Origin of the sequence: Primorskyibacter aestuariivivens (genome assembly GCF_028023675.1) — a bacterium.
Taxonomy (GTDB): Bacteria; Pseudomonadota; Alphaproteobacteria; order Rhodobacterales; family Rhodobacteraceae; genus Marinovum; species Marinovum aestuariivivens.
This window is the reverse complement of record NZ_JAQIOZ010000006.1, coordinates 244,124-267,384: the sequence shown is the minus strand read 5'-3', so window position 1 is coordinate 267,384 and position 23,261 is coordinate 244,124. Positions and strand designations below refer to the sequence as shown.

The window sequence follows — 23,261 nt, the reverse complement described above, 5'->3', positions numbered from 1 at the left end:
CGAGATTACTCTGGATCAGTGTTGTAAATCAAACGCTCGTCACAGGGCGCAACCCTGAGGATATTGGTCGTTCCGGGAACATTGAACGGCACCCCCGCGGTCACGACGATCTGATCCTCGGGTCCTGCCAGACCGCTGGACCGCGCCGCGCGCGCGGCGTTCACAACCGCCTGTTTGAAGCGTTCAAGCTCGCCGGTCATGACACAATATGTGCCCCAGGTCAGCGCCATGCGCCGGGCCGTGCCGCGTTGTGATGTCATGGCAATGATCGGCACACGGGGCCGTTCGCGTGCCACAAGCGACGCCGTCGTCCCCGATGACGTGAAGCAGCAGATGGCCTTGATCTCGGTGGTTTCGGCAATTTCACGGGCCGCAGCCACGATGCCGTCTGCAATGGAATGCCGTTTGGCCGAGCGGCTGGCTTCGATGATGTCGGTATAGGTCGGGTCGTTTTCGACCTCGATGGCCACGTTGTTCATCGTGGTGACCGCCTCGACAGGATAGTCACCCGCCGCCGATTCCGCGCTCAGCATGATGGCGTCCGCGCCTTCGTAGATCGCGTTGGATACATCTGAAACTTCGGCACGCGTGGGCATCGGGCTTTCGATCATGCTTTCCAGCATCTGTGTCGCAACGATCACCGGCTTTGCGGCAGCCCGGCATTTGCGGACAAGTCGTTTCTGGATCGGCGGCACATTCTGCACCGGCAACTCAACCCCCAGATCGCCGCGCGCCACCATGATCCCATCGGACGCATCGAGGATCTCGTCGAAATCCTTGACCGCTGCGGGTTTCTCGATCTTGGAGAGGACAGCCGCACGACCATCGATCAGATCACGCGCTTCCCAGACATCCTTGGCCCGCTGCACAAAAGACAGGGCGATCCAGTCGACACCGAGCTGAGCGACAAACTCAAGATCCTTGCGATCCTTCTTGCTCAGCGCCGCGAGCGGCAGAACCACATCCGGCACGTTCACGCCCTTGCGGTCAGAAATCGTGCCGCCGGTCACAACCACGCAATCGGCAAAATCCTTGCCGCATTTCTCCACCTTCATGCGGATCTTGCCGTCGTTGACCAGAAGATGCGCCCCGGCTTCGAGCGCTTCGAAAATCTCGGGATGCGGAAGGCAAACGCGGTTGATGTCGCCCGGAGCCTTGTCCAGATCAAGCCGGAACGCCGCCCCTTCAACAAGCTCCTGCGGTCCGTCACCAAACGTGCCGACCCGAAGCTTCGGCCCCTGAAGATCCGCCAGAATGGCAATCGGGCTATCCAGATCCTTTTCGATCTGGCGAATGATCTTGTGCCGCTCGGCGATCTCGTCATGGCTTCCGTGGCTCATGTTGAGCCGGAACACGTCTGCGCCCGCCTCATGCAGCTTGCGGATCATGTCATAGTCGTTCGACGCAGGTCCCAGCGTCGCGACAATTTTTACTTTGCGATCTCGTTTCATACCGATGATCGTCCTCTCATTCAGCGCGGCACCGGCGTCACTGCCAATGTTACCGCTAACAATTTCCGGGCCTCTATGCACCACTTCCCCCTCGCAGGCAAGTGGGATGCGCGTTACATATCTCAAACCAATACTACGCAGGCATGACATGAGCTTCCACCCCTACTGGACCGAAGGACAGGACAGACCCGGCCGCTGGCTGATCACATGCGATCACGCGACGAACATGGTGCCGCCGGATGTGGGCGGCGGGTCGCTGGGGTTGGCCGATGCGGATATGCGCCGCCACATCGCCTTTGATCCCGGCGCGCTTGGGGTTACACGCCATCTGGCGGAGCTTCTGAGCAGCCCCGCGCTTTTTGCAAATTTCTCACGCCTCGTGATTGACCCCAACCGGGGCGAGGACGATCCCACGCTGCTGATGAAGCTCTATGATGGCACGATCATCCCGGCCAACCGCCATGCCGATGCAGTCGAGACGGAACGGCGACTGAACGCCTATCACCGACCCTATCACGCCGAATATTACCGACTGGCCTCGCGCAGGCCCGACACGGTGATCTGCGCCGTGCACTCCTTTACCCCGCAATTGCAGGCCCGCCCGCCACGGCCCTGGCATATCGGCATACTCTACGCTCATGACGCCCGGCTGGCACTGCCGCTGATCGACCGCCTCCGGCAGGAGGGGGACCTCGTGGTCGATGGCAATGTGCCCTATTCCGGCCATCTGCCCGGCGATTCCATCGAGCGTCACGCGCTGGCCATGGGCCTGCCCAATATCCTGATCGAGCTGCGCAATGACCTGATCGCGGAAGAGGCCACGCAACGCGCCTGGGCCGAACGGCTTGCGCCGATCCTTGCAGAAGTGCTCGATCACACCAATCTTTGACCAAAACCCGGAGGACCCGACATGGATGACCAGACCCGCATCGAGCTTGAAGCCGCAGCCTTCCGCACCCTGCGCGAACATCTGATGGAAAAGCGCACCGACGTGCAGAACATCGACATGATGAACCTTGCTGGATTCTGCCGCAACTGCCTGTCGCGCTGGTATCAGGAGGCCGCCAACGCGCGCGGCATCGAGATGGACAAGGAAGAGGCGCGCGAAATTTACTACGGCATGCCCTATTCCGAGTGGAAGGAGAAATTCCAGACCGAGGCCAGCGCCGAGAAGCAGGACGCGTTCAAGACCGCCTTTGCCGAGAATGTCGGGGGCAAAGGCTAACGCTTAATGCGGTTTGCGGACCTGTTCTTCCAGCGCCTCTTCGACCGCGTCAAAATCATCCGGGTCCTGCGACGGCACCGCGTAGGACCCGGTGAGCCATTTGGCCAGATCCACATCCGCACAGCGTTTTGAGCAAAACGGGCGGTACTTGGCGTCGCTTTGTTTATCGCAGATCGGGCAGCTCATCACGCCTCCGGCAATGGCGCGCGAACCCTCGCGCGCTGCATCTCAAAATGACCAAGATTGGTCCAGCCCACCAGCGCCGTATCCACCCCGTCCGATTTCAGCGCCCCGCGCAGCGCGCTTTCAACCGCGCGGCGGTCCTTCTTCGGCATCGGCGCGAGATCGAGAACGATCTGCCCGCCCAACCCGCGCAACCGCAATTGCCGCGGAAGGTCGCGCACGGCGGCCAGATTGGCCTTGAGCCCCGCGGCGGGCGAGGTATCGCCGCCGGTATTCACATCCACTGCCACAAGCGCGCGGGTCGGCTCGACATACATATGCCCTGCGCCGGGCAGGTCCACGCGCGCGCCGTAGAGCGCCTCGATCTGATCCAGCACACCGTGATGCTCGAAGCCCTTGTCTTCGGTGATCACCTGCGCAGGCTCCACCCAGTCACGCCAGGCCAGCACATGCGGCCCATCGCCTTCGGTCAGCTTCTCGGGTTCACCCGCCGCATCCGCCATGACCTGCCGGGCCAGCACAACCATTTCCGCGATATCCTCTGCGATCTCGCCCGCATCCGCCCCATCGCAGGAGGAGCGTAGGATCAGACCCATGTCGCGGTCGGGCAGCGCATCATGGGCAATCTCCAGAAGCGTATCGCGCAGATCATCATCCTTGATCCGGCGCGAGATATTCAGTCCCGGCGCGTCCGGGGTCACGATGGCATAGCGGCTTTTGAACAGCAGCTTGGACGTAACCGGCGTGGCCTTGCCCGGTTCCGCATGACCCGTCACCTGTACCAGAAGCGGCGCGCCGGGCGACAGCCCCTTGACCTGCCGCAGGAAAACCGGCCCATCGGGCGTGGTCAGGAACATGCCCCCCTGCCCCTTCATCGGACGGTCGGCGCGGGCGCGGTAGATCGCGCCGGGGCGCACCCCGTCCGTGTCGATCAACAGGTCCTGCAATATGCCATCGACCAGAAGCGCGGCGGCTTCACGCCCCGCAAATTGGTCCAGCACGATCATCCGCCCTTTCATGGCGTCTCCTTATAGAGCGGGTATCCCGCCGCTTGCAGCAGCGCTGCGGTTTCCGCCAGCGGCAGGCCCATGATCGCCGGGTATGACCCGGAAATCCACGGGATGAAGGCCCCGGCCATGCCCTGAATGCCGTAGCCGCCCGCCTTGCCCTGCCAGTCACCACTGGCGAGATAGGCGTTGAGTTCAAGATCGCTGAGCCGCTTCATCCTGACCGCGCTGACCACGTCGCGTTCCCAGAGCCGGTCGGCTGTACGCAGGGCAACAGCGGTGATCACCTGATGCCGCCGCCCGCCCAGCTTGGTCAGAAACTCCGCCGCCTCGCCCGCGTCTTCCGGCTTTCCCAGAATGCGGCGCCCCAGCGCCACGGTGGTATCCGCACACAGCACGATCTCATCCGGCCCCACATCGAGCGCCAGCGCCTTTTCCCGCGCCATGCGGGCGCAATAGGGGCGAGGTAGCTCGGCCTTTCGGGGTGTCTCGTCGATATCAGGCGCGCGAATGGCGTCCGGCTCAACGCCCAAAACCCCCAGAAGCTCGCGCCGCCGGGGGCTGCCGGAGCCCAGTATCAGCTTCACAGGAAGCCTTTACTTGAAACGATAGTTGATCCGACCCTTGGTCAGATCATAGGGGGTCATCTCGACCTGCACCTTGTCGCCAGCCAGAACACGGATGCGGTTCTTGCGCATCTTGCCTGCCGTATGTGCGATGATCTCATGGCCGTTTTCCAGCTCGACCCGAAACGTCGCATTGGGCAGGAGTTCCTTCACGACACCGGGAAATTCGAGCGTATCTTCCTTGGCCATGTTGTCTCCATAGTAGTTATCCCGGCCAATCTGCCGGGCGCGCCTTTAAATGGGGCGAGTCCCGGGAATTTTCAAGGGAATAATCACCTGAGCGAAACGCTCGTGATCACGAGATCACGGGCGTCCTGCTCCTCCCAATGGGTTCGGTTGGCCACCACGCCGTCGCGGCGCACCCGGGCCACTGCGTCTTCGGCAATCTCGGCAAAGGTCCAGCCCGGCACGTTCAGCGCCCCCTCTGCCAGAACGCCGGTTGACGGAAAGCCAAGATCCGGCGGGCCAAAGATGCCACCCGCGCCGGTGTTTTCATCCACTGCTTCGGACCACCGGCAATCGCCAACTGTCGAGGCCATAACCGCCACACACTGGTTTTCCAGCGCCCGCGCCATGGCCCCGATGCGCACGCGCCAATAGCCTGCCAGCGCCTCGGTGCAGGAGGGCACAAGAAGGATGTCCACATCCTTGAGGGCGCGCCCCAACAAGGGGAATTCGCTGTCATAGCAGATCAGGATGCCGACCCGCCCCAGTGCCGTATCAATGATCCGGAGTGGATCACCGGGCACGACGTCCCATGGATCACGCTCGAATTTTGTCATGATCTGCTTGTCCTGATGGATCATCGCACCAGAGGGCGCAAAGAATCGCGCGCGATTGACCGGGCGGGCGCCCCCGGCAAAGACAGGCGCGGAGGCGGCGCAGATGTGGACCTTGTGTTCGCGCGCCAGACGCGCATGCAGATCATCAGCATCCGGGACACGCTCGGAAACCGCATGCAAGGAAGCCTCCAGATCCCCGGCCACGTCCAAACCGGCCAGAGTTGCCAGTTCCATCGCTCCGTATTCCGGGAAAAGCAGCAGTCCCGCGCCTTGCCCAACCGCTTCGGACACCCAGCGAGAAATCTTGTCTTCGTACTGCGCCCAAGAGGTCAGTACGTCCATCGAATAAGCCGCCGTCGCGAGTTTCATCCCAGGTCTCCTCCCGAAATCTTCGAAAGATTTCGGACCGATTTCTTTTGAAGAAATCGCATGTTCACAGATCAATATCCAGCGTCACCGGATAATGATCCGACGCGGTGACCAGCGCCTCACGCAGCTCTGGCGTGCGCCAGCAGCCCGGGTCGTCAAACGGGTGCCAGATGCGCCACTTGGGCCGTTTTGCCGCGAGATCGGGCGAGACAAAGATATAGTCCAGCAATGCCTGCAGATACCGGTCTTCGCCTGCAATATAGAATCGCGCCGAGGTCGGTTGCGCCCCCAACCGCCGCTGCAGGGCAAGCGATGCATTCGGGTCCACGAGCCGCGGTTCCACATGGTCTTCGCCACGGATGATCTCGACAGAGGACCGCCCGAACAGCTCTTCATATTCATCCAGTCCCGGACCGTCATTGAGATCCCCCAAAAGCATCAGCGTCTCACCCGCCTCCAGATGTTCCGCCACCCGCGCACGCAGCCAGATCGCCTGCGCCAATTGCTTGCGGCGATTTGCGATGGACAGGCGCATGATCTGGTCGCGGGTATGGGCGCCATGCGGGGCCTTGGATTTCAGATGCGCGCCGATCATGCGCAGCGAGACCCCGCCCTGCGTCTCGACCGCCAGTTCCAGCGGCGGTTTCGAAAATCGCACCCGGTCGCGGCGAGCATCGAAATCCAGGTCGATCTCGAACTCGCCATCGAATTTCGGGACAGCGTCGCTCTCGCGCGGGTCATGGCGCGCAGTGATCACATCCGGATCATAAAGAAGCGCAATTTCCTGCTGGGTTGTGTTGGTATAGCCGATCACGGCCTTGCGGGCGCGCAGATCGAAGGCACTCGCAAAGTTTTCCAGCGCCCGCGTCCCGTCGCGCCGTTGGTGACTGTCGGGGGCCTCGATGATCATCACGGCATCTGCATCAAGCGCCGTGAACACAATGCCCAGCGCCTCTGCCTGATCCCGGCGTGTCACATCATGGCGCGCCGACCAAGCGCCATCCGCCAAAAGCTCACCCGCATCGTCGAACAGCGTGTCGAACCATTCCACATTGTAGGTGGCAAAGCGCATTGCGGTCTCCGTCAGCGTGCCGTGTTACTATGGCCGCGACGCTCAGGCGAAACAACCGGGCGCAGTGAACCGCAGAAAACACATTCAAATTTGGAAATCATCGAAGAATGTTCGATAATTCTGAATTTTTGGACAAAAACACGTCAATCACACCGGGGGTAGCACGAAAAAACGGAAAAAAGCCCGGACCGTTTCCCATAACCTCTTAGAATGTCTCAGGAGGAGGCAAAACAACCGAAGGGGAGGACAACCATGCCTTCAAAAATCGTCGTCGGCTTTGATGGCAGCGAAAGCGCGAAACGCGCGCTGGACTTCGCTGTTGCGCAAGCCAAGGCCAAAGGTGCCGGGATCGTGATTGCCCATGTGCTCGAATGGTCGCCCTATTCGTTCCTGACACCGACCGAACTGGAAGAACGGCATAAACGTCGCGGTGAAGAGTTGGCCCGGGCGGAGACCGCGCTGTTGAAGCCGGTGGTGGACAGTCTCAAGGACAGCGGCGTCGAGGTATCGACCGCGCTGAAATACGGCCATATCGCCGAAACGCTGGCCAGCGTGACCAAGGCGGAAAGTGCCAGCCAGATCGTCATCGGGCGCACGGGGCATTCCTCGCTCTCGTCGCGACTCTTTGGGTCTGTCGCGGGCTCTCTGGCCCAGGCAGCACCGGTCCCGGTCACCATCGTTCCCTAATCCAACAGGTACATCATGACACGTTTGACACGTTCTGCCGCGCTTGGCGCGGTGGGCATGCTGGCCGCATCCGCGCCCGCATTTGCCCAATCCATTGATGAGAAGGTTAACGAAGCCTTCGCCAATTCCACCGGCTGGTTCGTAAGCTTTATCTTCAGCCCCTTTCCCGGAACCACCTTTCCCTGGATCGTGATGTGGCTGGTGGTGGCGGCCACGGTCTTCACGCTTTATTTCGGCTTTGTACAGTTCCGCACCTTTGGCCACGCGATCCGGCTGGTCCGCGGCGATTATTCCGACCCCAACGATGCCGGTGAAGTCAGCCATTTCCAGGCGTTGGCCACCGCGCTGTCGGGCACCGTGGGCCTTGGCAATATCGCGGGCGTCGCCGTCGCCGTGGGCATTGGCGGTCCAGGCGCGACCTTCTGGATGATCCTTGCCGGTCTTCTGGGCATGGCGTCGAAATTCACCGAATGTACGCTGGGTGTAAAATACCGCAATGAATACGCGGACGGCACCGTTTCGGGCGGCCCGATGTATTACATGACCAAGGGCTTCGCCGAACGCGGCCTGCCGGGCGGCAGGTTCCTCGCGATCTTGTTCTCGATCTTCTGTATTCTTGGCGCACTGGGCGGCGGCAACATGTTCCAGGCCAACCAGGCGCATGCTCAGCTCACCAATGTGGTCGGCGATTATCCCGGTTGGATCACCGGCGTGATCTTTGCAGGTATCGTCTTTGCCGTGATCGTTGGCGGTCTGAAATCCATCGCCAAGGTGACGGAAAAGGTCGTACCGATCATGGGTGTGATGTACGTGGCAACCGCTGTTGTCATCCTGATCATGAATGCCGACATGATCGGCTGGGCCTTTGGCCAGATCTTTGCCGGTGCCTTTACCGGGCTTGGTGTTGCGGGCGGCATGGTCGGCGCGCTGATCCAGGGCTTCAAGCGGGCGGCGTTTTCCAACGAGGCGGGCGTTGGCTCGGCTGCGATTGCGCACTCTGCGGTGCGCACCAAAGAGCCGATTACCGAAGGTTTCGTCTCGCTTCTGGAACCGTTCATCGACACGGTTGTGATCTGCACCATGACCGCGCTGGTGATCATCATCACCCAGCAGCTGATCATTGACGAGACCACAGGTCTTTACATGCTGAACGAAGCGGGCACCGCCATTGCCACTGTTGACGGCAATTCCGGTGTTGCGCTGACCTCGGCGGCCTTTTCTTCGGCCTTTGGCTGGTTCCAGTATGTGCTGGCGCTCGCGGTGATCCTGTTCGCCTTCTCGACCATGATCTCCTGGAGCTACTACGGCCTGAAAGCCTGGACCTACCTGTTCGGCGAAGGCAAGACCACGGAACTGGTGTTCAAGGTGATCTTCTGCATCTTCGTGGTGATCGGCGCGGCGGCCAGCCTTGGCCCGGTGATCGACTTCTCCGATGCGGCGATCTTTGCCATGGCCGTGGTCAACATCTTCGCGCTCTACTTCCTGATGCCGATCGTGCGCGGGGAACTGGGCAGCTATCTGGACCGGCTGCAATCGGGAAAGATCAAGAAATACAACTGATCTGAACCGGTCATGATGCGGGATCGGGCGCTGGTTAATAGCGCCCGGTCCCTTTTTTCGGGCCAATGGTGCAAAATACGCATTCATGAGGCATAATTCGTCTGCCGCTGTACCGATTTACGTTGAAAATGGCAGAATTTACGCCATATCCAACGGAAATCATCAACAACTGGAGGGACCGGATGCTGCTGCGTGCGATTGACAAATTTTTCAGCCATGAGGCTTCGGGCGGCATATTGCTGATGCTTTCCGCGGTCGCTGCGCTGATCGTGGCCAATTCCGGTCTGTCGGGATTTTACGACGCCTTTCTGGGCGCGAAAGTGTCGCTGACGATCAATGGCGAGGGCCTGGAAAAACCCGCGATCCTGTGGATCAACGACGGGTTGATGGCGATCTTCTTCTTCCTGATCGGGCTTGAGCTCAAACGCGAGATGCTGGAAGGCAAGCTCAAGAACCCGCGTGATGTGCTTCTGCCCGGTGCTGCGGCCGTAGGTGGTATGGCGCTGCCCGCCGCAGTGTTCGTGGCGCTGAACTGGGGTTCGCCCGAAACGCTGAGCGGCTGGGCCATTCCCGCGGCGACCGACATTGCCTTTGCGCTAGGCATCCTCGCCCTTGTGGGCAGCCGTGCACCGGCCTCGCTCAAGGTATTCCTGCTGACACTGGCCATTCTTGACGACCTTGGCGCGATCATCATCATCGCGCTGTTCTATACGGCCGAGTTGAAAGTGGACTACCTGCTCTATGCGATCGTTCCGCTGGTCGGCCTGATCTGGCTGAACATCAAAGGGGCGCACCGCCTTGCGCCTGCAATCCTCTTGGGCGCTGTGATGTGGTATTTCGTGCTGAAATCCGGCGTTCACGCAACACTCGCCGGTGTGGTGACAGCCTTCTGCATCCCGCTCAAGGACAAATGGGGCAAGAGCCCGCTGCATTCGCTGGAGCACGGCCTGACCCCTTATGTTCTCTACGGCATCATCCCGGTCTTTGCCTTTGCCAATGCCGGTGTCGTGCTTGCGGGGCTTAGTTTCTCGGATCTCTTTGCGCCGCTGCCGCTTGGCATCGCGCTGGGCCTGATCATCGGCAAACAGGTGGGCGTGTTCGGCGTGTCCTACGTGATGGTGAAATCCGGACTGGCCGCGATGCCCCATGGCGCGAACTGGCTGCATATCTACGGGCTAAGCTGTCTGGCCGGCGTGGGCTTTACCATGTCGCTCTTTATCGGATCGCTCAGCTATGCAGACCCCGCGCTCATGAATCACGTGCGGCTTGGGGTTCTGTCCGGCTCGCTGGTGTCAGGCATCGTGGGCTACGTGGCGCTTATGCTGGCTTCCTCGTCGGCAGAGGAAGCGGCCACCGCGCCAGCGGGATAAGTCCGTCGAATTCCAAACAAGGGCCGCCGGGAATTTTCCGCCCCGGCGGCCTTGTCGTTTGATCCGTATCAAAGCCCGGGTCCGCAGGACGGATAGAGTGCTTTCTGGACACCCCGAACAGGGCAATAAAAGGAGAGCGCACATGTCCCACACCCCCCATGAACTGGCCGAGGAATTTCCGGAATACGCAGCAAAGATGAGCGATCTGAAAACCAGCGACGCCCACTTTGCACGGCTTGCCCAAGAGTATCACGAAATCAACCGCGCGGTGCATCGTGCCGAAACCAATGTCGAACCGGTCGAGGAACTGACCGAGGTGGACATGCGCAAGAAACGCGCCGCGCTCAAGGACGAGATCTACGGCATTCTGAGCAAGGCAAGCTGAACCCCGACACACTCTGAAGCGCCGCCCCGGTACACGTGGGCGGCGCATTTACGTTTATCCCACCCTGTAGGGCAGAACATCACGGCTGTTTGGCGTAATGCTCAATTGCTGCTCCAGCGGCGGGATCGAGCGCTGATGGCAATCCACCCGTTCGCAAATGCGGCAGGAAATGCCGATCGGCTCAAAGGCCGCATCCTGCCCGACATCCAGCCCGTCGGCATAGATCAATTGCTCCGCATGGGTCACTTCACAACCCAGAGCCATGGCATAACGGCGCACCGGCGCACCGTATCGCCCGCCGGTCTTGGAAATGTCGCGCGCGATAGAGATGTAGCGCACCCCATCGGGCGTCTCGGCGAGTTGCCGCAGGAACCGCCCCGGCGTCTCGAAAGCCCGGTGCACGTTCCATAACGGACAGGCTCCACCGAACCGGGCAAATTGCAGCCGCGTGGCGGAATGGCGCTTGGTGATCGTGCCGGCCTGATCCACACGCACGAAAAAGAACGGCACGCCCTTGGCTCCGGGCCGTTGCAGGGTGGAGAGCCGATGCGCCACCTGCTCGATGGAGGCCCCGAAACGGGTGGCCAATCGCTCCAGATCATGCCGCGTCTCGCGCGCAGCATCGAGAAACGCGGCATAGGGCATGAGCGCGGCACCCGCGAAATAGTTGGCCAGCCCGATCAGCGCGATATCCCGCGCCGTGTCCGACTGAAACCGGGCCAGATCGAGCGTGGCCCCGAGAAGCTTGTCTTGTTGCAGCAGAGCCATCTGCAGCAGCAACTGGAAATTCCGGGTTTCCGGCGCAGCCCTGTCCGACAAGGTGAGCGTCCCGCTGGACTGGTCGAACCGGCGCAGACTGTCTGTGTCCGCGATGCGCACCGAAATCCCCTGCCCATTCAACCAGGCTTCTGCCGCCGCAGGCACATTGCCGCGCCGCGCCGAGGCGGCAAAGTTTTCCGCCGCCCTGTCTACCGCATCGATGTAATTGTCGCAGTAATGGAAAAAATCGCGCACCTCTTCCCATGGGCTGAGCTGCAATCCACCGCCTTCACCACCAAGTGCGGCATCAAGCGAGGCGAGACGCTCGTGGCTCTGGCGATAGGCGCGGTGCAATTCCAGAAAGGCCCGCGCCAGTGCCGGAGCATTTGACGCCGTCAGCCGCAGATCGGCCAAAGGCGGCGCGCCTGCCTCGTCCTGTGCAAAAAGCGGATCGGCCAGCGCCTCGCGCATGTCCGAGACCAGCCGCTCCGCATCGCCCGAGCTCAGCTCGGTCACGTCAAAGCCGAACTCCTGCGCCAGCGCCAGCACGACAGTCGTGCTGACCGGGCGATTATTGTTTTCCATCTGGTTGAGATAGGGCAGCGAGACGCCGAGCTTGGCGGCAAAGTCCTTTTGCGTCAGCCCGAGCCGCTGCCGCGTCTCGCGCAGCTTGGCACCGGCATAGAGTTTCTGGATCGCCATGGAATGCCTTTGCGGGTTTGCGATTGGCTCAGCCTAGCTTTGCAAACCACCCGCCACAAGCCGTAGGGTGCGCGGTCCCCGCGCACCGCGCGCTACAGCATATGCAGCCGCTTTTCCCGGCGGATCACCAGCAGGATACAGACAAGACCCAGCGCCACCGTGCCGAACATGATCCACAGGAGTGGCCAGGCACCGGTCCCGGGTCTGAGCATCGCCCCCGCCAGCGCCGAGAGACCCGCCCCGCCGCCAATCATGATCGCCCCGCCCAACCCGCTTGCCGTGCCCGCCAGATGCGGCCGCACCGACAGCGTGCCTGCCGTGGCATTCGGAATGACCATCCCGTTACCGAGACCCACAAAGGTCATGAAGCCAAAGAACACCCAGGCCGATCCATAGCCCGCAACGAAAACGAGGATCGACACCCCCAGCCCGCCAAGGCAGATCGCCGCGCCCCAAAGGATCATCTGGTTGATCCCGATCCTTGCGGAATAGCGCCCGGAAATCCCGTTGCCGATCATGTAGCCGATGGCCGGTGCGCCAAACAGGATACCCAACACAGCCGGATCGAGCCCGAAAACTTCGGAGCCCACAAACGGCGCACCGCCCAGATAGGCAAAGAATGCCCCTGACGACAGCGCCGCCGACAGAGCATACCCCCAGAAACGCGGCGAGTTGAGCAGTTCGGGATAATCACCGAACTGCCGCCAGAGCGTCTGCCCGCTGCGCCCCGATGTTTCGCCCAGATCGCTCCAGGCCAGCCAGAAGGTCGCCGCGCCCAGCACCAGCAGCAGCCAGAAATTCGCCTTCCAGCCAAAGAATTCGTCCAGCACCCCGCCCACGGCCGGGCCGAGCATGGGTACGATCGCCATGAACATGGTCACATAGCCAATCATCGAGGCCGCCTGATCCTGGGGCACCATATCGCGCACCACGGCGCGGCTCAGCACCATGGCCACCACAACGCTGGCCTGCACCATGCGGAAGATCAGGAAAACCGCCACATTCGGGGCAAAGATACAGCCCAGCGTGGCCAGCACGAAAATCCCCAACCCCCAAAGGATCACCGGCCGCCGCCCCATCATGTCCGAAATCGGACCAACAAAAAGCTGCAGGACGGCGTTCACCCCAAGATAGATCGCCACCGACAACTGCATAAGCCGATATTCAGTGTCGAAATACTCGGTCATCCCCGGCAGCGAGGGCAGGAAAATGTTCATCGCAAGCGCGGACATGCCCGCGAGCAGGATGAGTGTGACAATATGTGGCGGGGTCGTCCGGTCCAGAAAACGGACCTGCGGAGCATCTGACATGCATTGAAATTAGGCAGCACTCGCCGCAAAGTCTATCTTGACGCACAGTCACAAGGCTTTTTGTTATTTTGCAAATATTCACATGATTTGGCGAACATATTTGCAAATTTGCCAGACTCTCCTTGTCAGACTTATCCGCGCCGGTATGTTCCGCCCAAACCTGCACAAAGGGGCCGATTATGAAAGACATTCTCCAGGAACTCGAAAACCGCCGCGAAAATGCCCGCCTTGGGGGCGGACAGAAACGTGTCGATGCGCAGCACGCCAAAGGCAAGCTTACGGCGCGCGAGCGTATCGAAGTGCTGCTTGATGAGGACAGCTTCGAAGAATACGACATGTTCGTCGCGCATCGCTGCACCGATTTCGGGATGGAGAAGAACCGCCCCTATGGCGACGGTGTTGTCACTGGCTGGGGCACGATCAATGGCCGCATGGTCTATGTCTTTTCCCAGGACTTCACCGTTCTGGGCGGTTCGGTGTCCGCCACCCACGCTATGAAGATCTGCAAGATCATGGATATGGCCATGCAGAACGGCGCACCGGTGATCGGCATCAACGACTCCGGCGGCGCGCGTATTCAGGAAGGCGTGGACAGCCTTGCAGGCTATGGTGAAGTCTTCAAACGCAACATCCTTGCCTCAGGCGTGGTGCCGCAGATCTCCGTGATCATGGGCCCCTGCGCTGGCGGCGCGGTCTATTCGCCCGCGATGACCGACTTCATCTTTATGGTCAAAGACAGCTCCTACATGTTCGTCACCGGCCCCGACGTGGTGAAAACCGTGACCAATGAACAGGTCACCGCCGAGGAACTGGGCGGTGCGTCCACCCATACCAAGAAATCCTCGGTTGCTGACGCGGCCTTTGAAAACGATGTCGAAGCGCTGGCCGAGGTCCGCCGTCTGGTCGATTTCCTGCCGCTCAACAACCAGCAGAAACCGCCGGTCCGCCCCTTCTTTGACGATGTGGCGCGGGTCGAGGACAGCCTTGATACGCTTGTCCCGGAAAACCCGAACACGCCCTATGACATGAAGGAACTGATCCACAAGATCGCCGATGAGGGCGATTTCTACGAGATTCAGGAAGACTTCGCCAAGAACATCATCACCGGTTTCGTGCGCCTCGAAGGTCAGACCGTGGGTGTTGTGGCCAACCAGCCGATGGTGCTGGCGGGCTGCCTTGATATCGACTCGAGCCGCAAGGCCGCGCGTTTCGTGCGCTTCTGCGATGCGTTCGAAATCCCGCTCCTGACACTGGTGGATGTGCCCGGCTTCCTGCCCGGCACCGGCCAGGAATATCGCGGCGTGATCAAGCACGGCGCGAAACTGCTCTTTGCCTATGGCGAAGCCACCGTGCCGAAAGTCACCGTGATTACCCGCAAAGCCTATGGCGGCGCCTATGTCGTGATGTCCTCCAAGCACCTCGCTGGCGACATCAACTACGCATGGCCCACATCCGAGGTGGCGGTGATGGGTGCCAAGGGGGCGACCGAGATTCTCTATCGCTCGGAACTGAACGACCCGGAGAAGATCGCCGCACGCACGGCGGAATACGAAGACCGCTTTGCCAACCCCTTCGTGGCGGCAGAACGCGGCTTTATCGACGAGGTGATCCAGCCGCATTCGACCCGTCGCCGGGTCGCCCGTGCCTTTGCCGCGCTGCGCACCAAAAAGGCCAGGGTGCCGTGGAAGAAACACGACAACATTCCGCTCTGATCCGTTCAGCACCCAAGGACACCACCACGTGACCAAGTCTTGGCATATCGCCCGGGATGACGACCGCCTCACGCTGTCGCGCCACCCCGCACCGCGCTTTGATCTGAGCGCCGAGGCCAGCTTTCCGCAGCTGCGGAGGCTGGCACTGGCCCAGATGGTGCGCCAGGACTTGTGGCGGCGTCTGCGCAATCTGCGCGGATTTTCACCGGTGGTCGAAGTGACCCGGACCGAAACCGGCCTGCGCCTGCGCGCTGGTGGAGCGGTTGCCGGTCGCTTCCCAAGATCGCACGCCGAGGCTCAGATTGCCTCGCTTCTGCATGATCCCGCCTATCGCGCGCGCTGGCAAAGTTGCGCCCGGTTGACGCAAGGGAAAGACCTGCTATGAGTCTGGATCGGAATACAAAGTTAGCGGCGCGAGGGGGACCGAAACGCCGCGCAGCCCCGGCGGGAGGAGCCCTTAACCGGGGTCGGGGCTGCCATTATCCGACCGTGCTTGCACTCGTTTTGACCGCCTTTCCCGCGCTGGCCGATGCCACCGCATTCACCACCCCGTCCGGGCTTGACGTACACTTGCAGGAATTCGTCGACGAAAGCGCGCAAGTGCCCGCTCTGCTGCGTGCGCGTTTCGTTGCACCCACCATGACCGCCGATCATCCCGGCTCTGAAACCGTGCTGTCGGACATGGAGCATCTGTGCAATGCCGTGGCGATTCCCCATGTAACCGACAATGACATCGACGCATCGCAAATTGTCATCTCGGTCAGCGCCGAACCGCTGGAACTGGGCGTCTTCGACCCGGAGATTCCGCAATATTTCGAGGCCTACACCATCCAGGACGGCACCTGCATCTGGGAGTGGTACTGATGGACACACAACATCTTGCGGCGCGCCCCCAAGTGGCACAGCGGTTTGCGGCTTTCGCGCCACAGCCATGTGGACAAGGTGGAAAATCGTATATTTCCGGTGCCTTATGCTCTATTCTTAAGGCGGGTTACACCCAAGTGACCTTACCTTTGTTGCGGTATAGGGCCGGGCATCTGGCGCGGCACCATGCCGTTGTGACTGACAGGAGAAGTTCATGTCCAAGAGCATCAAGCTCATCGCAGCACTTGGCCTCGTTGCCGCTGTGGCCGCATGCGCCCAGCAGCAGGAAGAGGAATATGTCGTCGTGGATCCGGAGCCGATTTCGGTCGAGCCCGTCTATACCGGCAAATACAAGTAATACACTTTCGGGGCAGGCCCTCGGGCCTGTCCCGTTTTCGCCCATCCTCGTCCGGGAGGATGCGGCATGATCAAGCATCGTGGTTTTCCCGGCCGCCTTCCCGGCACCGATTTCCAATTCACCATCCGCCGCCCCAATCCCAAGGGGGTCACGCCGATCACCCGGCGCGAGCGATTCCGTGACCGAAGACCCCCCGACAAGCGCGCGGACCTGTGGTTCATGGCCGCGCTCTGGATTCAGTTTGGCGACCAGCCCTTTGAACGGGGCAACCTTGATGCCGGGCGTCTGAGCTGGCTGTTCGGGCGCGAGGTGCTGCCCTTCGACGATCCGTTCGATCCCGAGGATTACGAAGCTCAGCTCATCATCGACGTGGAGGCCGCCCAACGATCCTTCCCCGAGGCCTTTGAGCTGGGAGGCCCATGGCAATGAGCGCCTTTCTGCCCAGAATTGAGCAAAACACGCGGCGCTCTGCCGAAATGTATCGCGGCGCTGCCGCGCGCTTGGCAGACGGCCATGCCGCGCGCAATGTCACCCAGGTACGAGTGCGGCAGGGGTTCCAGTCGTTTCCTGCCTACCACCGTTACCCTTTGACCTGCGGGCGGATCAGCGTGTCCCCTTCGCATCCGCCCGCATTTTTTTCCACGCGCACAACCGGCGCGTTAACAAATTGTCGCCATTTGGCATCACTTTGTTGCGCTTGTGGTGCAAGCGGGGTGACCGCGCGTCATTTTCGACCTAAGATCAATCGCATAAGGCTTCTTCCAAAAGGAGCATATAATGCGAGCAGGAAACACAATTCTACTGATCATGGTCTTGGCGGCCACGGCGGCGCTTTCAGCGTGCAGCCGGGCGGACATCACCTCCAGGTCTGGCTACTCGATGGTGGGCGGACCGTTGCGGTAAACCCGCTCCCTCTCACACCTTTTAAGCGGCTCCCGGCGCAACTCGCGCCGCGGGGCCGTTTTGTCATGTCTTCCCCAAATAAGAAGGACAGCCCATGTTCAAGAAGATCCTGATCGCCAACCGGGGCGAGATTGCCTGCCGCGTGATCAAAACCGCCCGCAAGATGGGCATCCAGACCGTGGCCATCTACTCCGACGCTGACAAGAACGCGCTGCATGTCGCCATGGCCGACGAAGCCGTGCATATCGGCCCACCGCCCGCCAACCAGTCCTACATTGTCATCGACAAGGTCATGCAGGCGATCAAGGACACCGGCGCAGAGGCCGTGCATCCGGGCTATGGCTTCCTGTCGGAAAACCCGAAATTCGCCGAGGCGCTCGAAGCCGCCGGCGTCGCCTTTATCGGACCGCCCAAAGGTGCCATCGAGGCCATGGGCGACAAGATCACGTCCAAGAAGATCGCGCAGGAGGCCGATGTGTCCACGGTGCCGGGCTATATGGGTCTGATCGAGGATGCCGACGAAGCGGTGAAAATCTCCAACGAGATCGGCTATCCAGTGATGATCAAGGCCTCCGCCGGTGGCGGCGGCAAGGGCATGCGCATCGCGTGGAACGATGCCGAAGCACGCGAAGGTTTCCAGTCCTCCAAGAACGAGGCCGCCAACAGCTTTGGCGACGACCGTATCTTTATCGAGAAGTTCGTCACCCAGCCGCGGCATATCGAGATTCAGGTGCTGGCCGATGGCCATGGCAACTGTGTCTATCTGGGCGAGCGCGAATGTTCGATCCAGCGCCGCAACCAGAAGGTTGTGGAAGAGGCGCCCTCGCCCTTCCTGGACGAGGCAACCCGCAAGGCCATGGGCGAACAATCCTGCGCGCTCGCCAAAGCGGTGGGCTATGCCAGCGCCGGCACGGTGGAATTCATCGTCGATGGTCAGAAGAATTTCTACTTCCTCGAAATGAACACCCGGCTTCAGGTGGAACACCCGGTGACCGAGCTGATCACCGGCGTTGACCTTGTGGAACAAATGATCCGCGTCGCCGCGGGCGAGAAGCTCTCGATCACCCAGGACGACATCAAGCTGAATGGCTGGGCCATCGAGAACCGTCTCTATGCCGAAGACCCCTATCGCGGCTTCCTGCCTTCGATTGGCCGTCTGACCCGCTACCGCCCGCCGATGGAAGTGGCCGCAGGCCCGATGCTGGAAAACAACACCTGGCACGGCGACGCGCCCACTGGCGAAACGGCTGTGCGTAACGATACCGGCGTCTATGAGGGCGGCGAAATCTCGATGTATTATGACCCGATGATCGCCAAGCTCTGCACATGGGGGCCGGATCGTGCCAGCGCCATTGAGGCGATGCGCGTGGCGCTCGACAGTTTCGAGGTCGAAGGCATTGGCCATAACCTGCCCTTCGTGGCCGCCGTGATGGATCATCCGATCTTCATCGACGGTGAGATGACCACCGCCTTCATCGAAGAGCAGTATCCCGACGGGTTCGAGGGCGTGACGCTGGATGATGCGAACGCGCGCCGCGTGGCCGCCGCCGCTGCAGCGATGAACCGCGTGGCCGAGATCCGCCGCGCCCGCGTCTCGGGCCGGTTGGACAACCACGAACGCCATGTGGGTGAAAGCTGGGTTGTGCAAATCGGCAAGGGCGAACCGCTTGCGCTGTCGATTGCCGCGGATCATGGCGGGTCGACCGTGACCTTTGAGGACGGTACGACAATGCGCGTTGAAGGTGACTGGACCCCGGGCGACAGCCTCGCCAACATGATGGTCGAGGGCGCGCCGCTTGTACTCAAGGTCGACAAGATCACCCACGGGTTCCGCATCCGGACCCGTGGTGCCGATCTGGCGGTCAAGGTACGCACCCCGCGTCAGGCCGAGCTGGCCGCGCTGATGCCCGAGAAACTGCCGCCGGATACGTCCAAGATGCTGCTTTGCCCGATGCCGGGTCTGGTGGTGAAGCTTGATGTGGAGGTCGGCGACGAGATACAGGAAGGTCAGGCGCTCTGCACCATTGAGGCGATGAAGATGGAAAACATCCTGCGCGCCGAGAAAAAGGGCACGGTCTCCAAGATCAATGCAGCCGCAGGTGACAGCCTTGCCGTTGACGAAGTGATCATGGAATTCGAATGAGAACACGGGGCGCGACGATCTGGCTACGGCACGCTTTGGCCTTCGGGCTGGGGCTTGCGGTGCTCTATGGGGCGGGCGAAGCAGGTCAATACCTGTTTGCCGGTCTCAAGGTCGCGCCCCTTGTCTGGCATCTGGCGATTGCAGCTCTGGCAACGGCGCTTGCCGCACTGACCTATGCTCTGGTGATGCGGCGGCTGACCGGTCGCGCCGCCATGCCGCTCTGGCTGGGTGGCGTGCTGCTCATCATGGTCGGGTTTACCGTGATGGCGGGACTGATCTATTCGGGGCTGACCACGGCCGTTGAGGCCTTTGTGGCCTGTTTACTTGCCATTTTTGGTCTTGGCGGTGCGCTCGTGACGCGGAGACATAAGTGACGTTTGGTGCTGCATATCCTCTGGCAACGCCCTGTTCAGCTTTTGCCCGTATGGTTCAGCCTGATGAACCGGTTCGGACAACAATTTCTGCGGCCTGCGCTGGCCGTGCTCGCTTGCACGCTGGTTCTCGGCAGTTGCGCGTTGGACGAGGAATCCGACCTGCGCAACATGCTGTCGGGATATTTGGCACTGGGCGACACACGCTATTTCGCCTCGGACTCCACCTGCACCGCAGCGGTCTTCACCCTTCGCAGCCCGACCGCGTCCAGCCGTATCGCGCGCGCCACCTCCATGGACGAGGCGTTGCGCCTGTTGGGCAACGGGCGGGCCGTGCTGTTCGATCTACCGGGTCAAAGCCCGAATGCGATATCCGAACAGGTCATGTCGTCAAATCTGGCGCGCGGGCTGGGGCTGTTGTCAAATGCCGTCGGCGCGGCCAGCCGCTGCGCGGACGACGCGTTGGGCCGGCATTTCTACCGTATTCTGACCACACCGGAGGCACGCATGATCTTCGACCCCTCCGGCAGTGCCATCATCCTGATTTCACCAATCGACCGCGCGGCGGTCTTTCTGCGCGGCAACGTCTGAACTACCGGATCGGCGCGTCGCGCCTGTCGCGAATCTCCTGCTGCCGCAAAGGCATCTTGTCGATGGAGCGCGAGATTTCGCGCACCGACCACGGGAAGGGTTTACGCAGATACACGGTGCCGTCCTTGCCGATCAGCACCAGCATGAAGCCACGCGGGCGCAGCTTTTCGCGCAGGGGCGAAAGAGTGGACTTGTCCGTGTCGGTCAGTACCACCACATCGCGTTCGCGCAGATCATCCAACCGGTCGGTGATCAGTTGCATCTGCTGTTCGTATCGCGGGTCTGCCGGGCTATCTGCAAAGACGACCAAAGGCCGCTTGAGCCAGAGATATTCGTCAATCTCATGCTGCGCCGAAGGCAGGATAATCGTCTCGGCCTCTTCGCCAACTTCATCTTCGACGATCTCTGGCGGCGCGGTGTCGGGGGACGTCGCTCCGGGGGCCTCTGATGCACTTTGGGCCATCACAGGCACAGCGCCCAGCGCCAGCAACATAGACAGAATGCGGAACAGGTTTGGCATCTTTTCTCCTCGTTCCAAGCATATAGGGGCTTCTCCCCCGATTACGACACAGAATGGCGTGACCATACGTCAAGACAACCCCATTTCGCAGCGCCCCTCCCCGGCCCTGCCCCGTAAACGAAAGGACCACAGATGACCCAGAGCAAGGATGACTGGAAAGCACTCGCCGAAAAGGAACTGCGGGGCCGCCCGCTGGAAGACCTGACCTGGAAGACCCTTGAAGGCATCGAGGTCGAGCCGCTTTACACCGAAGAAGATACCAAGGACCTGCCGCATCTGGGTTCCCTGCCCGGTTTTGCGCCCTTTACGCGCGGCCCCAAGGCCACGATGTATGCGGGCCGCCCCTGGACCATCCGGCAATATGCGGGCTTTTCCACGGCCGAGGAATCCAACGCCTTCTACCGCCGCAACCTCGCCGCCGGGCAACAGGGCGTCTCGGTCGCTTTCGACCTTGCGACCCACCGCGGCTATGACAGCGACCACCCCCGCGTGGTCGGCGATGTGGGCAAGGCCGGTGTGGCGATTGACAGCGTCGAGGACATGAAGATCCTGTTTGACGGCATCCCGTTGGACAAGGTGTCGGTGTCGATGACGATGAACGGCGCGGTGATCCCGATCCTCGCGAATTTCATCGTGACCGGCGAAGAGCAGGGCCATGACAAATCGCTGCTCGCGGGCACTATTCAGAACGACATTCTGAAAGAATTCATGGTGCGCAACACCTATATCTACCCGCCCGAGCCCTCAATGCGGATCATCTCAGATATCATCGAATACACCTCGAACGAGATGCCGAAATTCAACTCGATTTCGATCTCCGGCTATCACATGCAGGAGGCTGGCGCGAACCTTGTTCAGGAGCTGGCCTATACGCTGGCGGACGGGCGCGAATATGTGCGTGCGGCAATCAATGCAGGCATGGATGTCGACAAGTTCGCAGGCCGCCTGTCCTTTTTCTTTGCCATCGGCATGAATTTCTTCATGGAAGCCGCCAAGCTGCGCGCCGCGCGTCTGCTCTGGCATCGGGTCATGACCGAGTTCGGGGCCAAGAACGACCGCTCCAAGATGCTGCGCACCCATTGCCAGACATCCGGTGTCAGCCTTCAGGAGCAGGACCCCTACAACAACGTCATCCGCACCGCCTACGAGGCGATGTCGGCGGTGTTGGGCGGCACGCAGTCGCTGCACACCAACGCGCTGGACGAAGCCATCGCCCTGCCCACCGATTTCTCGGCCCGGATCGCGCGCAACACCCAACTGATCCTGCAGGAAGAGACCGGCGTCACCAATGTGGTCGACCCGCTGGCTGGCTCCTACTACGTCGAAAGCCTCACCGCTGAACTGGCCGACAAAGCCTGGGCGCTGATGGAAGAGGTCGAAGAGATGGGCGGCATGACCAAGGCCGTGGCCTCCGGCATGCCCAAGCTGCGCATCGAAGAGACCGCCGCCACCCGTCAGGCGATGATCGACCGGGGCGACGAGGTGATCGTCGGCGTCAACAAGTATCGCAAGGACAAGGAAGACCCGATCGACATTCTCGATGTCGACAACGTCGCCGTGCGCGAAAGCCAGATCGCGCGGCTGGAGCGCATCCGTGGTGAGCGCGATCAGGCCGCCTGTGACGCGGCGCTTGAGGAACTGACCCGCCGCACCACAGAGGGCGGCAATCTGTTGGAAGCGGCTGTGGAAGCAGCCCGGGCACGCGCCAGCGTGGGGGAAATCAGCATGGCGATGGAAAAAGTATTCGGACGGCACCGCGCCGAGGTCAAGACGCTGGCGGGCGTTTATGGCAAGGCCTATGAAGGCGACGAAGGATTTGCCGCGATCCAGAAATCGGTCGAGGATTTCGCCGAGGACGAAGGCCGCCGCCCGCGTATGCTGGTGGTCAAGATGGGCCAGGACGGCCATGACCGCGGTGCAAAGGTAATCGCCACCGCATTCGCCGATATCGGCTTTGACGTGGATGTCGGCCCGCTCTTCCAGACGCCGGAAGAGGCCGCACAGGACGCCATCGACAATGACGTGCATGTGGTGGGCATCTCCTCGCAGGCCGCCGGGCACAAGACGCTGGCCCCGCAGCTGATCGAGGCGCTCAAAGCAAATGACGCGGGCGATATCATCGTGATCTGCGGCGGCGTCATCCCACAGCAGGATTACGAATTCCTGCAAAAGGCGGGCGTCAAGGCGATCTTTGGCCCGGGCACCAATATCCCCGAAGCGGCCCAGGACATCCTGCGGCTGATCCGCGAAGCGCGTAGCTGAGAAAGACCCGGGGCTGGCCTAACTGACTGGCCCCGGGAGACCCGAAATC

General features: G+C 61.2%; 25 protein-coding genes. 15 read left to right on the top strand and 10 right to left on the bottom strand.

Features of this window, described 5'->3' with window-relative positions:
- Window positions 1-5 precede the first annotated feature (5 nt).
- Window positions 6-1,451 (bottom strand): pyruvate kinase, encoded by a 1,446-nt coding sequence (pyk, locus tag PGB28_RS08745; protein WP_271421120.1) that lies wholly within the window; start codon window positions 1,449-1,451, stop codon window positions 6-8.
- A 148-nt stretch (window positions 1,452-1,599) separates the two neighbouring features.
- Here pyk and PGB28_RS08740 point away from each other — a divergent pair, with 148 nt between their 5' ends.
- Window positions 1,600-2,340 (top strand): N-formylglutamate amidohydrolase, encoded by a 741-nt coding sequence (locus tag PGB28_RS08740; protein WP_271421119.1) that lies wholly within the window; start codon window positions 1,600-1,602, stop codon window positions 2,338-2,340.
- Between the two features lie 21 nt (window positions 2,341-2,361).
- A complete protein-coding gene (locus PGB28_RS08735) occupies window positions 2,362-2,676 on the top strand; it encodes a DUF1244 domain-containing protein (RefSeq protein WP_271421118.1) in 315 nt (104 codons plus the stop codon).
- Window positions 2,677-2,679: 3 nt separating this feature from the next.
- On the opposite strand, the gene PGB28_RS08730 is transcribed toward PGB28_RS08735, so the two are convergent.
- The 6 genes from PGB28_RS08730 to PGB28_RS08705 form a co-directional block, all read right to left on the bottom strand.
- The gene (locus PGB28_RS08730; protein ID WP_271421117.1) at window positions 2,680-2,862 is read right to left on the bottom strand and encodes a DNA gyrase inhibitor YacG; all 183 of its coding nucleotides are present in this window, start codon (window positions 2,860-2,862) and stop codon (window positions 2,680-2,682) included.
- Window positions 2,862-3,878, bottom strand: a complete 1,017-nt coding sequence (locus PGB28_RS08725; protein ID WP_271421116.1) for a ribonuclease E/G — start codon at window positions 3,876-3,878, stop codon at window positions 2,862-2,864. The genes PGB28_RS08730 and PGB28_RS08725 overlap by 1 nt, the downstream gene beginning before the upstream one ends.
- A complete protein-coding gene (locus tag PGB28_RS08720) occupies window positions 3,875-4,453 on the bottom strand; it encodes a Maf family protein (RefSeq protein WP_271421115.1) in 579 nt (192 codons plus the stop codon). The genes PGB28_RS08725 and PGB28_RS08720 overlap by 4 nt, the downstream gene beginning before the upstream one ends.
- Before the next feature lie 9 nt (window positions 4,454-4,462).
- Window positions 4,463-4,681, bottom strand: coding sequence for a translation initiation factor IF-1 (gene infA / locus PGB28_RS08715; protein WP_005978431.1), 219 nt, complete (start codon window positions 4,679-4,681; stop codon window positions 4,463-4,465).
- Window positions 4,682-4,764: 83 nt separating this feature from the next.
- Window positions 4,765-5,643, bottom strand: a complete 879-nt coding sequence (locus PGB28_RS08710) for a carbon-nitrogen hydrolase family protein (RefSeq protein WP_271421114.1) — start codon at window positions 5,641-5,643, stop codon at window positions 4,765-4,767.
- A gap of 64 nt (window positions 5,644-5,707) precedes the next feature.
- Window positions 5,708-6,715 (bottom strand): endonuclease/exonuclease/phosphatase family protein, encoded by a 1,008-nt coding sequence (locus PGB28_RS08705; protein WP_271421113.1) that lies wholly within the window; start codon window positions 6,713-6,715, stop codon window positions 5,708-5,710.
- A gap of 252 nt (window positions 6,716-6,967) precedes the next feature.
- On the opposite strand from PGB28_RS08705, the gene PGB28_RS08700 reads away from it, so the two are divergent.
- The 4 genes from PGB28_RS08700 (at window position 6,968) to PGB28_RS08685 (ending at window position 10,717) form a co-directional block, all read left to right on the top strand.
- Entirely contained in the window at window positions 6,968-7,402 is a 435-nt protein-coding gene (locus PGB28_RS08700) for a universal stress protein (protein ID WP_271421112.1), read from the top strand.
- Between the two features lie 15 nt (window positions 7,403-7,417).
- Window positions 7,418-8,962 carry an alanine/glycine:cation symporter family protein gene (locus tag PGB28_RS08695; RefSeq protein WP_271421111.1) on the top strand — a complete coding sequence of 515 codons (1,545 nt, stop codon included), beginning with the start codon at window positions 7,418-7,420 and terminating at the stop codon, window positions 8,960-8,962.
- Between the two features lie 182 nt (window positions 8,963-9,144).
- Entirely contained in the window at window positions 9,145-10,332 is a 1,188-nt protein-coding gene (gene nhaA / locus PGB28_RS08690; RefSeq protein ID WP_271421186.1) for a Na+/H+ antiporter NhaA, read from the top strand.
- A 142-nt stretch (window positions 10,333-10,474) separates the two neighbouring features.
- Entirely contained in the window at window positions 10,475-10,717 is a 243-nt protein-coding gene (locus PGB28_RS08685; RefSeq protein WP_271421110.1) for a YdcH family protein, read from the top strand.
- A gap of 54 nt (window positions 10,718-10,771) precedes the next feature.
- On the opposite strand, the gene PGB28_RS08680 is transcribed toward PGB28_RS08685, so the two are convergent.
- Both PGB28_RS08680 and PGB28_RS08675 read right to left on the bottom strand, forming a co-directional pair.
- Window positions 10,772-12,178: a helix-turn-helix domain-containing protein gene (locus PGB28_RS08680; RefSeq protein ID WP_271421109.1), complete on the bottom strand. Its 1,407-nt coding sequence runs from the start codon at window positions 12,176-12,178 to the stop codon at window positions 10,772-10,774.
- Between the two features lie 92 nt (window positions 12,179-12,270).
- A complete protein-coding gene (locus tag PGB28_RS08675) occupies window positions 12,271-13,488 on the bottom strand; it encodes a multidrug effflux MFS transporter (protein WP_271421108.1) in 1,218 nt (405 codons plus the stop codon).
- 179 nt (window positions 13,489-13,667) lie between these two features.
- Here PGB28_RS08675 and PGB28_RS08670 point away from each other — a divergent pair, with 179 nt between their 5' ends.
- From PGB28_RS08670 to PGB28_RS08635, 8 genes are all read left to right on the top strand, one after another.
- Window positions 13,668-15,200: an acyl-CoA carboxylase subunit beta gene (locus PGB28_RS08670; RefSeq protein ID WP_271421107.1), complete on the top strand. Its 1,533-nt coding sequence runs from the start codon at window positions 13,668-13,670 to the stop codon at window positions 15,198-15,200.
- A 28-nt stretch (window positions 15,201-15,228) separates the two neighbouring features.
- Window positions 15,229-15,585: a hypothetical protein gene (locus PGB28_RS08665; protein WP_271421106.1), complete on the top strand. Its 357-nt coding sequence runs from the start codon at window positions 15,229-15,231 to the stop codon at window positions 15,583-15,585.
- Between the two features lie 119 nt (window positions 15,586-15,704).
- On the top strand, window positions 15,705-16,064 hold the full coding sequence (locus tag PGB28_RS08660; protein ID WP_271421105.1) for a DUF6497 family protein: 360 nt from the start codon (window positions 15,705-15,707) through the stop codon (window positions 16,062-16,064).
- Window positions 16,065-16,278: 214 nt separating this feature from the next.
- On the top strand, window positions 16,279-16,422 hold the full coding sequence (locus PGB28_RS08655) for a hypothetical protein (protein WP_271421104.1): 144 nt from the start codon (window positions 16,279-16,281) through the stop codon (window positions 16,420-16,422).
- Window positions 16,423-16,488: 66 nt separating this feature from the next.
- Window positions 16,489-16,851 (top strand): hypothetical protein, encoded by a 363-nt coding sequence (locus tag PGB28_RS08650; protein WP_271421103.1) that lies wholly within the window; start codon window positions 16,489-16,491, stop codon window positions 16,849-16,851.
- A gap of 568 nt (window positions 16,852-17,419) precedes the next feature.
- A complete protein-coding gene (locus PGB28_RS08645) occupies window positions 17,420-19,468 on the top strand; it encodes an acetyl-CoA carboxylase biotin carboxylase subunit (RefSeq protein WP_271421102.1) in 2,049 nt (682 codons plus the stop codon).
- Window positions 19,465-19,842: a hypothetical protein gene (locus PGB28_RS08640; protein WP_271421101.1), complete on the top strand. Its 378-nt coding sequence runs from the start codon at window positions 19,465-19,467 to the stop codon at window positions 19,840-19,842. The genes PGB28_RS08645 and PGB28_RS08640 overlap by 4 nt, the downstream gene beginning before the upstream one ends.
- 63 nt (window positions 19,843-19,905) lie before the next feature.
- A complete protein-coding gene (locus PGB28_RS08635; protein ID WP_271421100.1) occupies window positions 19,906-20,430 on the top strand; it encodes a hypothetical protein in 525 nt (174 codons plus the stop codon).
- A 1-nt stretch (window position 20,431) separates the two neighbouring features.
- On the opposite strand, the gene PGB28_RS08630 is transcribed toward PGB28_RS08635, so the two are convergent.
- Complete coding sequence (locus PGB28_RS08630) at window positions 20,432-20,950, bottom strand: DUF4174 domain-containing protein (protein WP_271421099.1); 519 nt, start codon at window positions 20,948-20,950, stop codon at window positions 20,432-20,434.
- A gap of 132 nt (window positions 20,951-21,082) precedes the next feature.
- Between PGB28_RS08630 and scpA the strand changes: the two genes are divergently transcribed.
- Window positions 21,083-23,212 (top strand): methylmalonyl-CoA mutase, encoded by a 2,130-nt coding sequence (gene scpA / locus PGB28_RS08625; RefSeq protein WP_271421098.1) that lies wholly within the window; start codon window positions 21,083-21,085, stop codon window positions 23,210-23,212.
- Window positions 23,213-23,261 lie beyond the last annotated feature (49 nt).

What these genes read in the sequence shown, in the direction of transcription:
- pyk (WP_271421120.1), bottom strand. Translation starts at nt 1,451, where the DNA reads ATGAAACGAGATCGCAAAGTAAAAATTGTCGCGACGCTGGGACCTGCG.
- PGB28_RS08740 (WP_271421119.1), top strand. Translation starts at nt 1,600, where the DNA reads ATGAGCTTCCACCCCTACTGGACCGAAGGACAGGACAGACCCGGCCGC.
- PGB28_RS08735 (WP_271421118.1), top strand. Translation starts at nt 2,362, where the DNA reads ATGGATGACCAGACCCGCATCGAGCTTGAAGCCGCAGCCTTCCGCACC.
- PGB28_RS08730 (WP_271421117.1), bottom strand. Translation starts at nt 2,862, where the DNA reads ATGAGCTGCCCGATCTGCGATAAACAAAGCGACGCCAAGTACCGCCCG.
- PGB28_RS08725 (WP_271421116.1), bottom strand. Translation starts at nt 3,878, where the DNA reads ATGAAAGGGCGGATGATCGTGCTGGACCAATTTGCGGGGCGTGAAGCC.
- infA (WP_005978431.1), bottom strand. Translation starts at nt 4,681, where the DNA reads ATGGCCAAGGAAGATACGCTCGAATTTCCCGGTGTCGTGAAGGAACTC.
- PGB28_RS08710 (WP_271421114.1), bottom strand. Translation starts at nt 5,643, where the DNA reads ATGAAACTCGCGACGGCGGCTTATTCGATGGACGTACTGACCTCTTGG.
- PGB28_RS08705 (WP_271421113.1), bottom strand. Translation starts at nt 6,715, where the DNA reads ATGCGCTTTGCCACCTACAATGTGGAATGGTTCGACACGCTGTTCGAC.
- PGB28_RS08700 (WP_271421112.1), top strand. Translation starts at nt 6,968, where the DNA reads ATGCCTTCAAAAATCGTCGTCGGCTTTGATGGCAGCGAAAGCGCGAAA.
- PGB28_RS08695 (WP_271421111.1), top strand. Translation starts at nt 7,418, where the DNA reads ATGACACGTTTGACACGTTCTGCCGCGCTTGGCGCGGTGGGCATGCTG.
- nhaA (WP_271421186.1), top strand. Translation starts at nt 9,145, where the DNA reads ATGCTGCTGCGTGCGATTGACAAATTTTTCAGCCATGAGGCTTCGGGC.
- PGB28_RS08685 (WP_271421110.1), top strand. Translation starts at nt 10,475, where the DNA reads ATGTCCCACACCCCCCATGAACTGGCCGAGGAATTTCCGGAATACGCA.
- PGB28_RS08680 (WP_271421109.1), bottom strand. Translation starts at nt 12,178, where the DNA reads ATGGCGATCCAGAAACTCTATGCCGGTGCCAAGCTGCGCGAGACGCGG.
- PGB28_RS08675 (WP_271421108.1), bottom strand. Translation starts at nt 13,488, where the DNA reads ATGTCAGATGCTCCGCAGGTCCGTTTTCTGGACCGGACGACCCCGCCA.
- PGB28_RS08670 (WP_271421107.1), top strand. Translation starts at nt 13,668, where the DNA reads ATGAAAGACATTCTCCAGGAACTCGAAAACCGCCGCGAAAATGCCCGC.
- PGB28_RS08655 (WP_271421104.1), top strand. Translation starts at nt 16,279, where the DNA reads ATGTCCAAGAGCATCAAGCTCATCGCAGCACTTGGCCTCGTTGCCGCT.
- PGB28_RS08650 (WP_271421103.1), top strand. Translation starts at nt 16,489, where the DNA reads ATGATCAAGCATCGTGGTTTTCCCGGCCGCCTTCCCGGCACCGATTTC.
- PGB28_RS08645 (WP_271421102.1), top strand. Translation starts at nt 17,420, where the DNA reads ATGTTCAAGAAGATCCTGATCGCCAACCGGGGCGAGATTGCCTGCCGC.
- PGB28_RS08640 (WP_271421101.1), top strand. Translation starts at nt 19,465, where the DNA reads ATGAGAACACGGGGCGCGACGATCTGGCTACGGCACGCTTTGGCCTTC.
- PGB28_RS08635 (WP_271421100.1), top strand. Translation starts at nt 19,906, where the DNA reads ATGAACCGGTTCGGACAACAATTTCTGCGGCCTGCGCTGGCCGTGCTC.
- PGB28_RS08630 (WP_271421099.1), bottom strand. Translation starts at nt 20,950, where the DNA reads ATGCCAAACCTGTTCCGCATTCTGTCTATGTTGCTGGCGCTGGGCGCT.
- scpA (WP_271421098.1), top strand. Translation starts at nt 21,083, where the DNA reads ATGACCCAGAGCAAGGATGACTGGAAAGCACTCGCCGAAAAGGAACTG.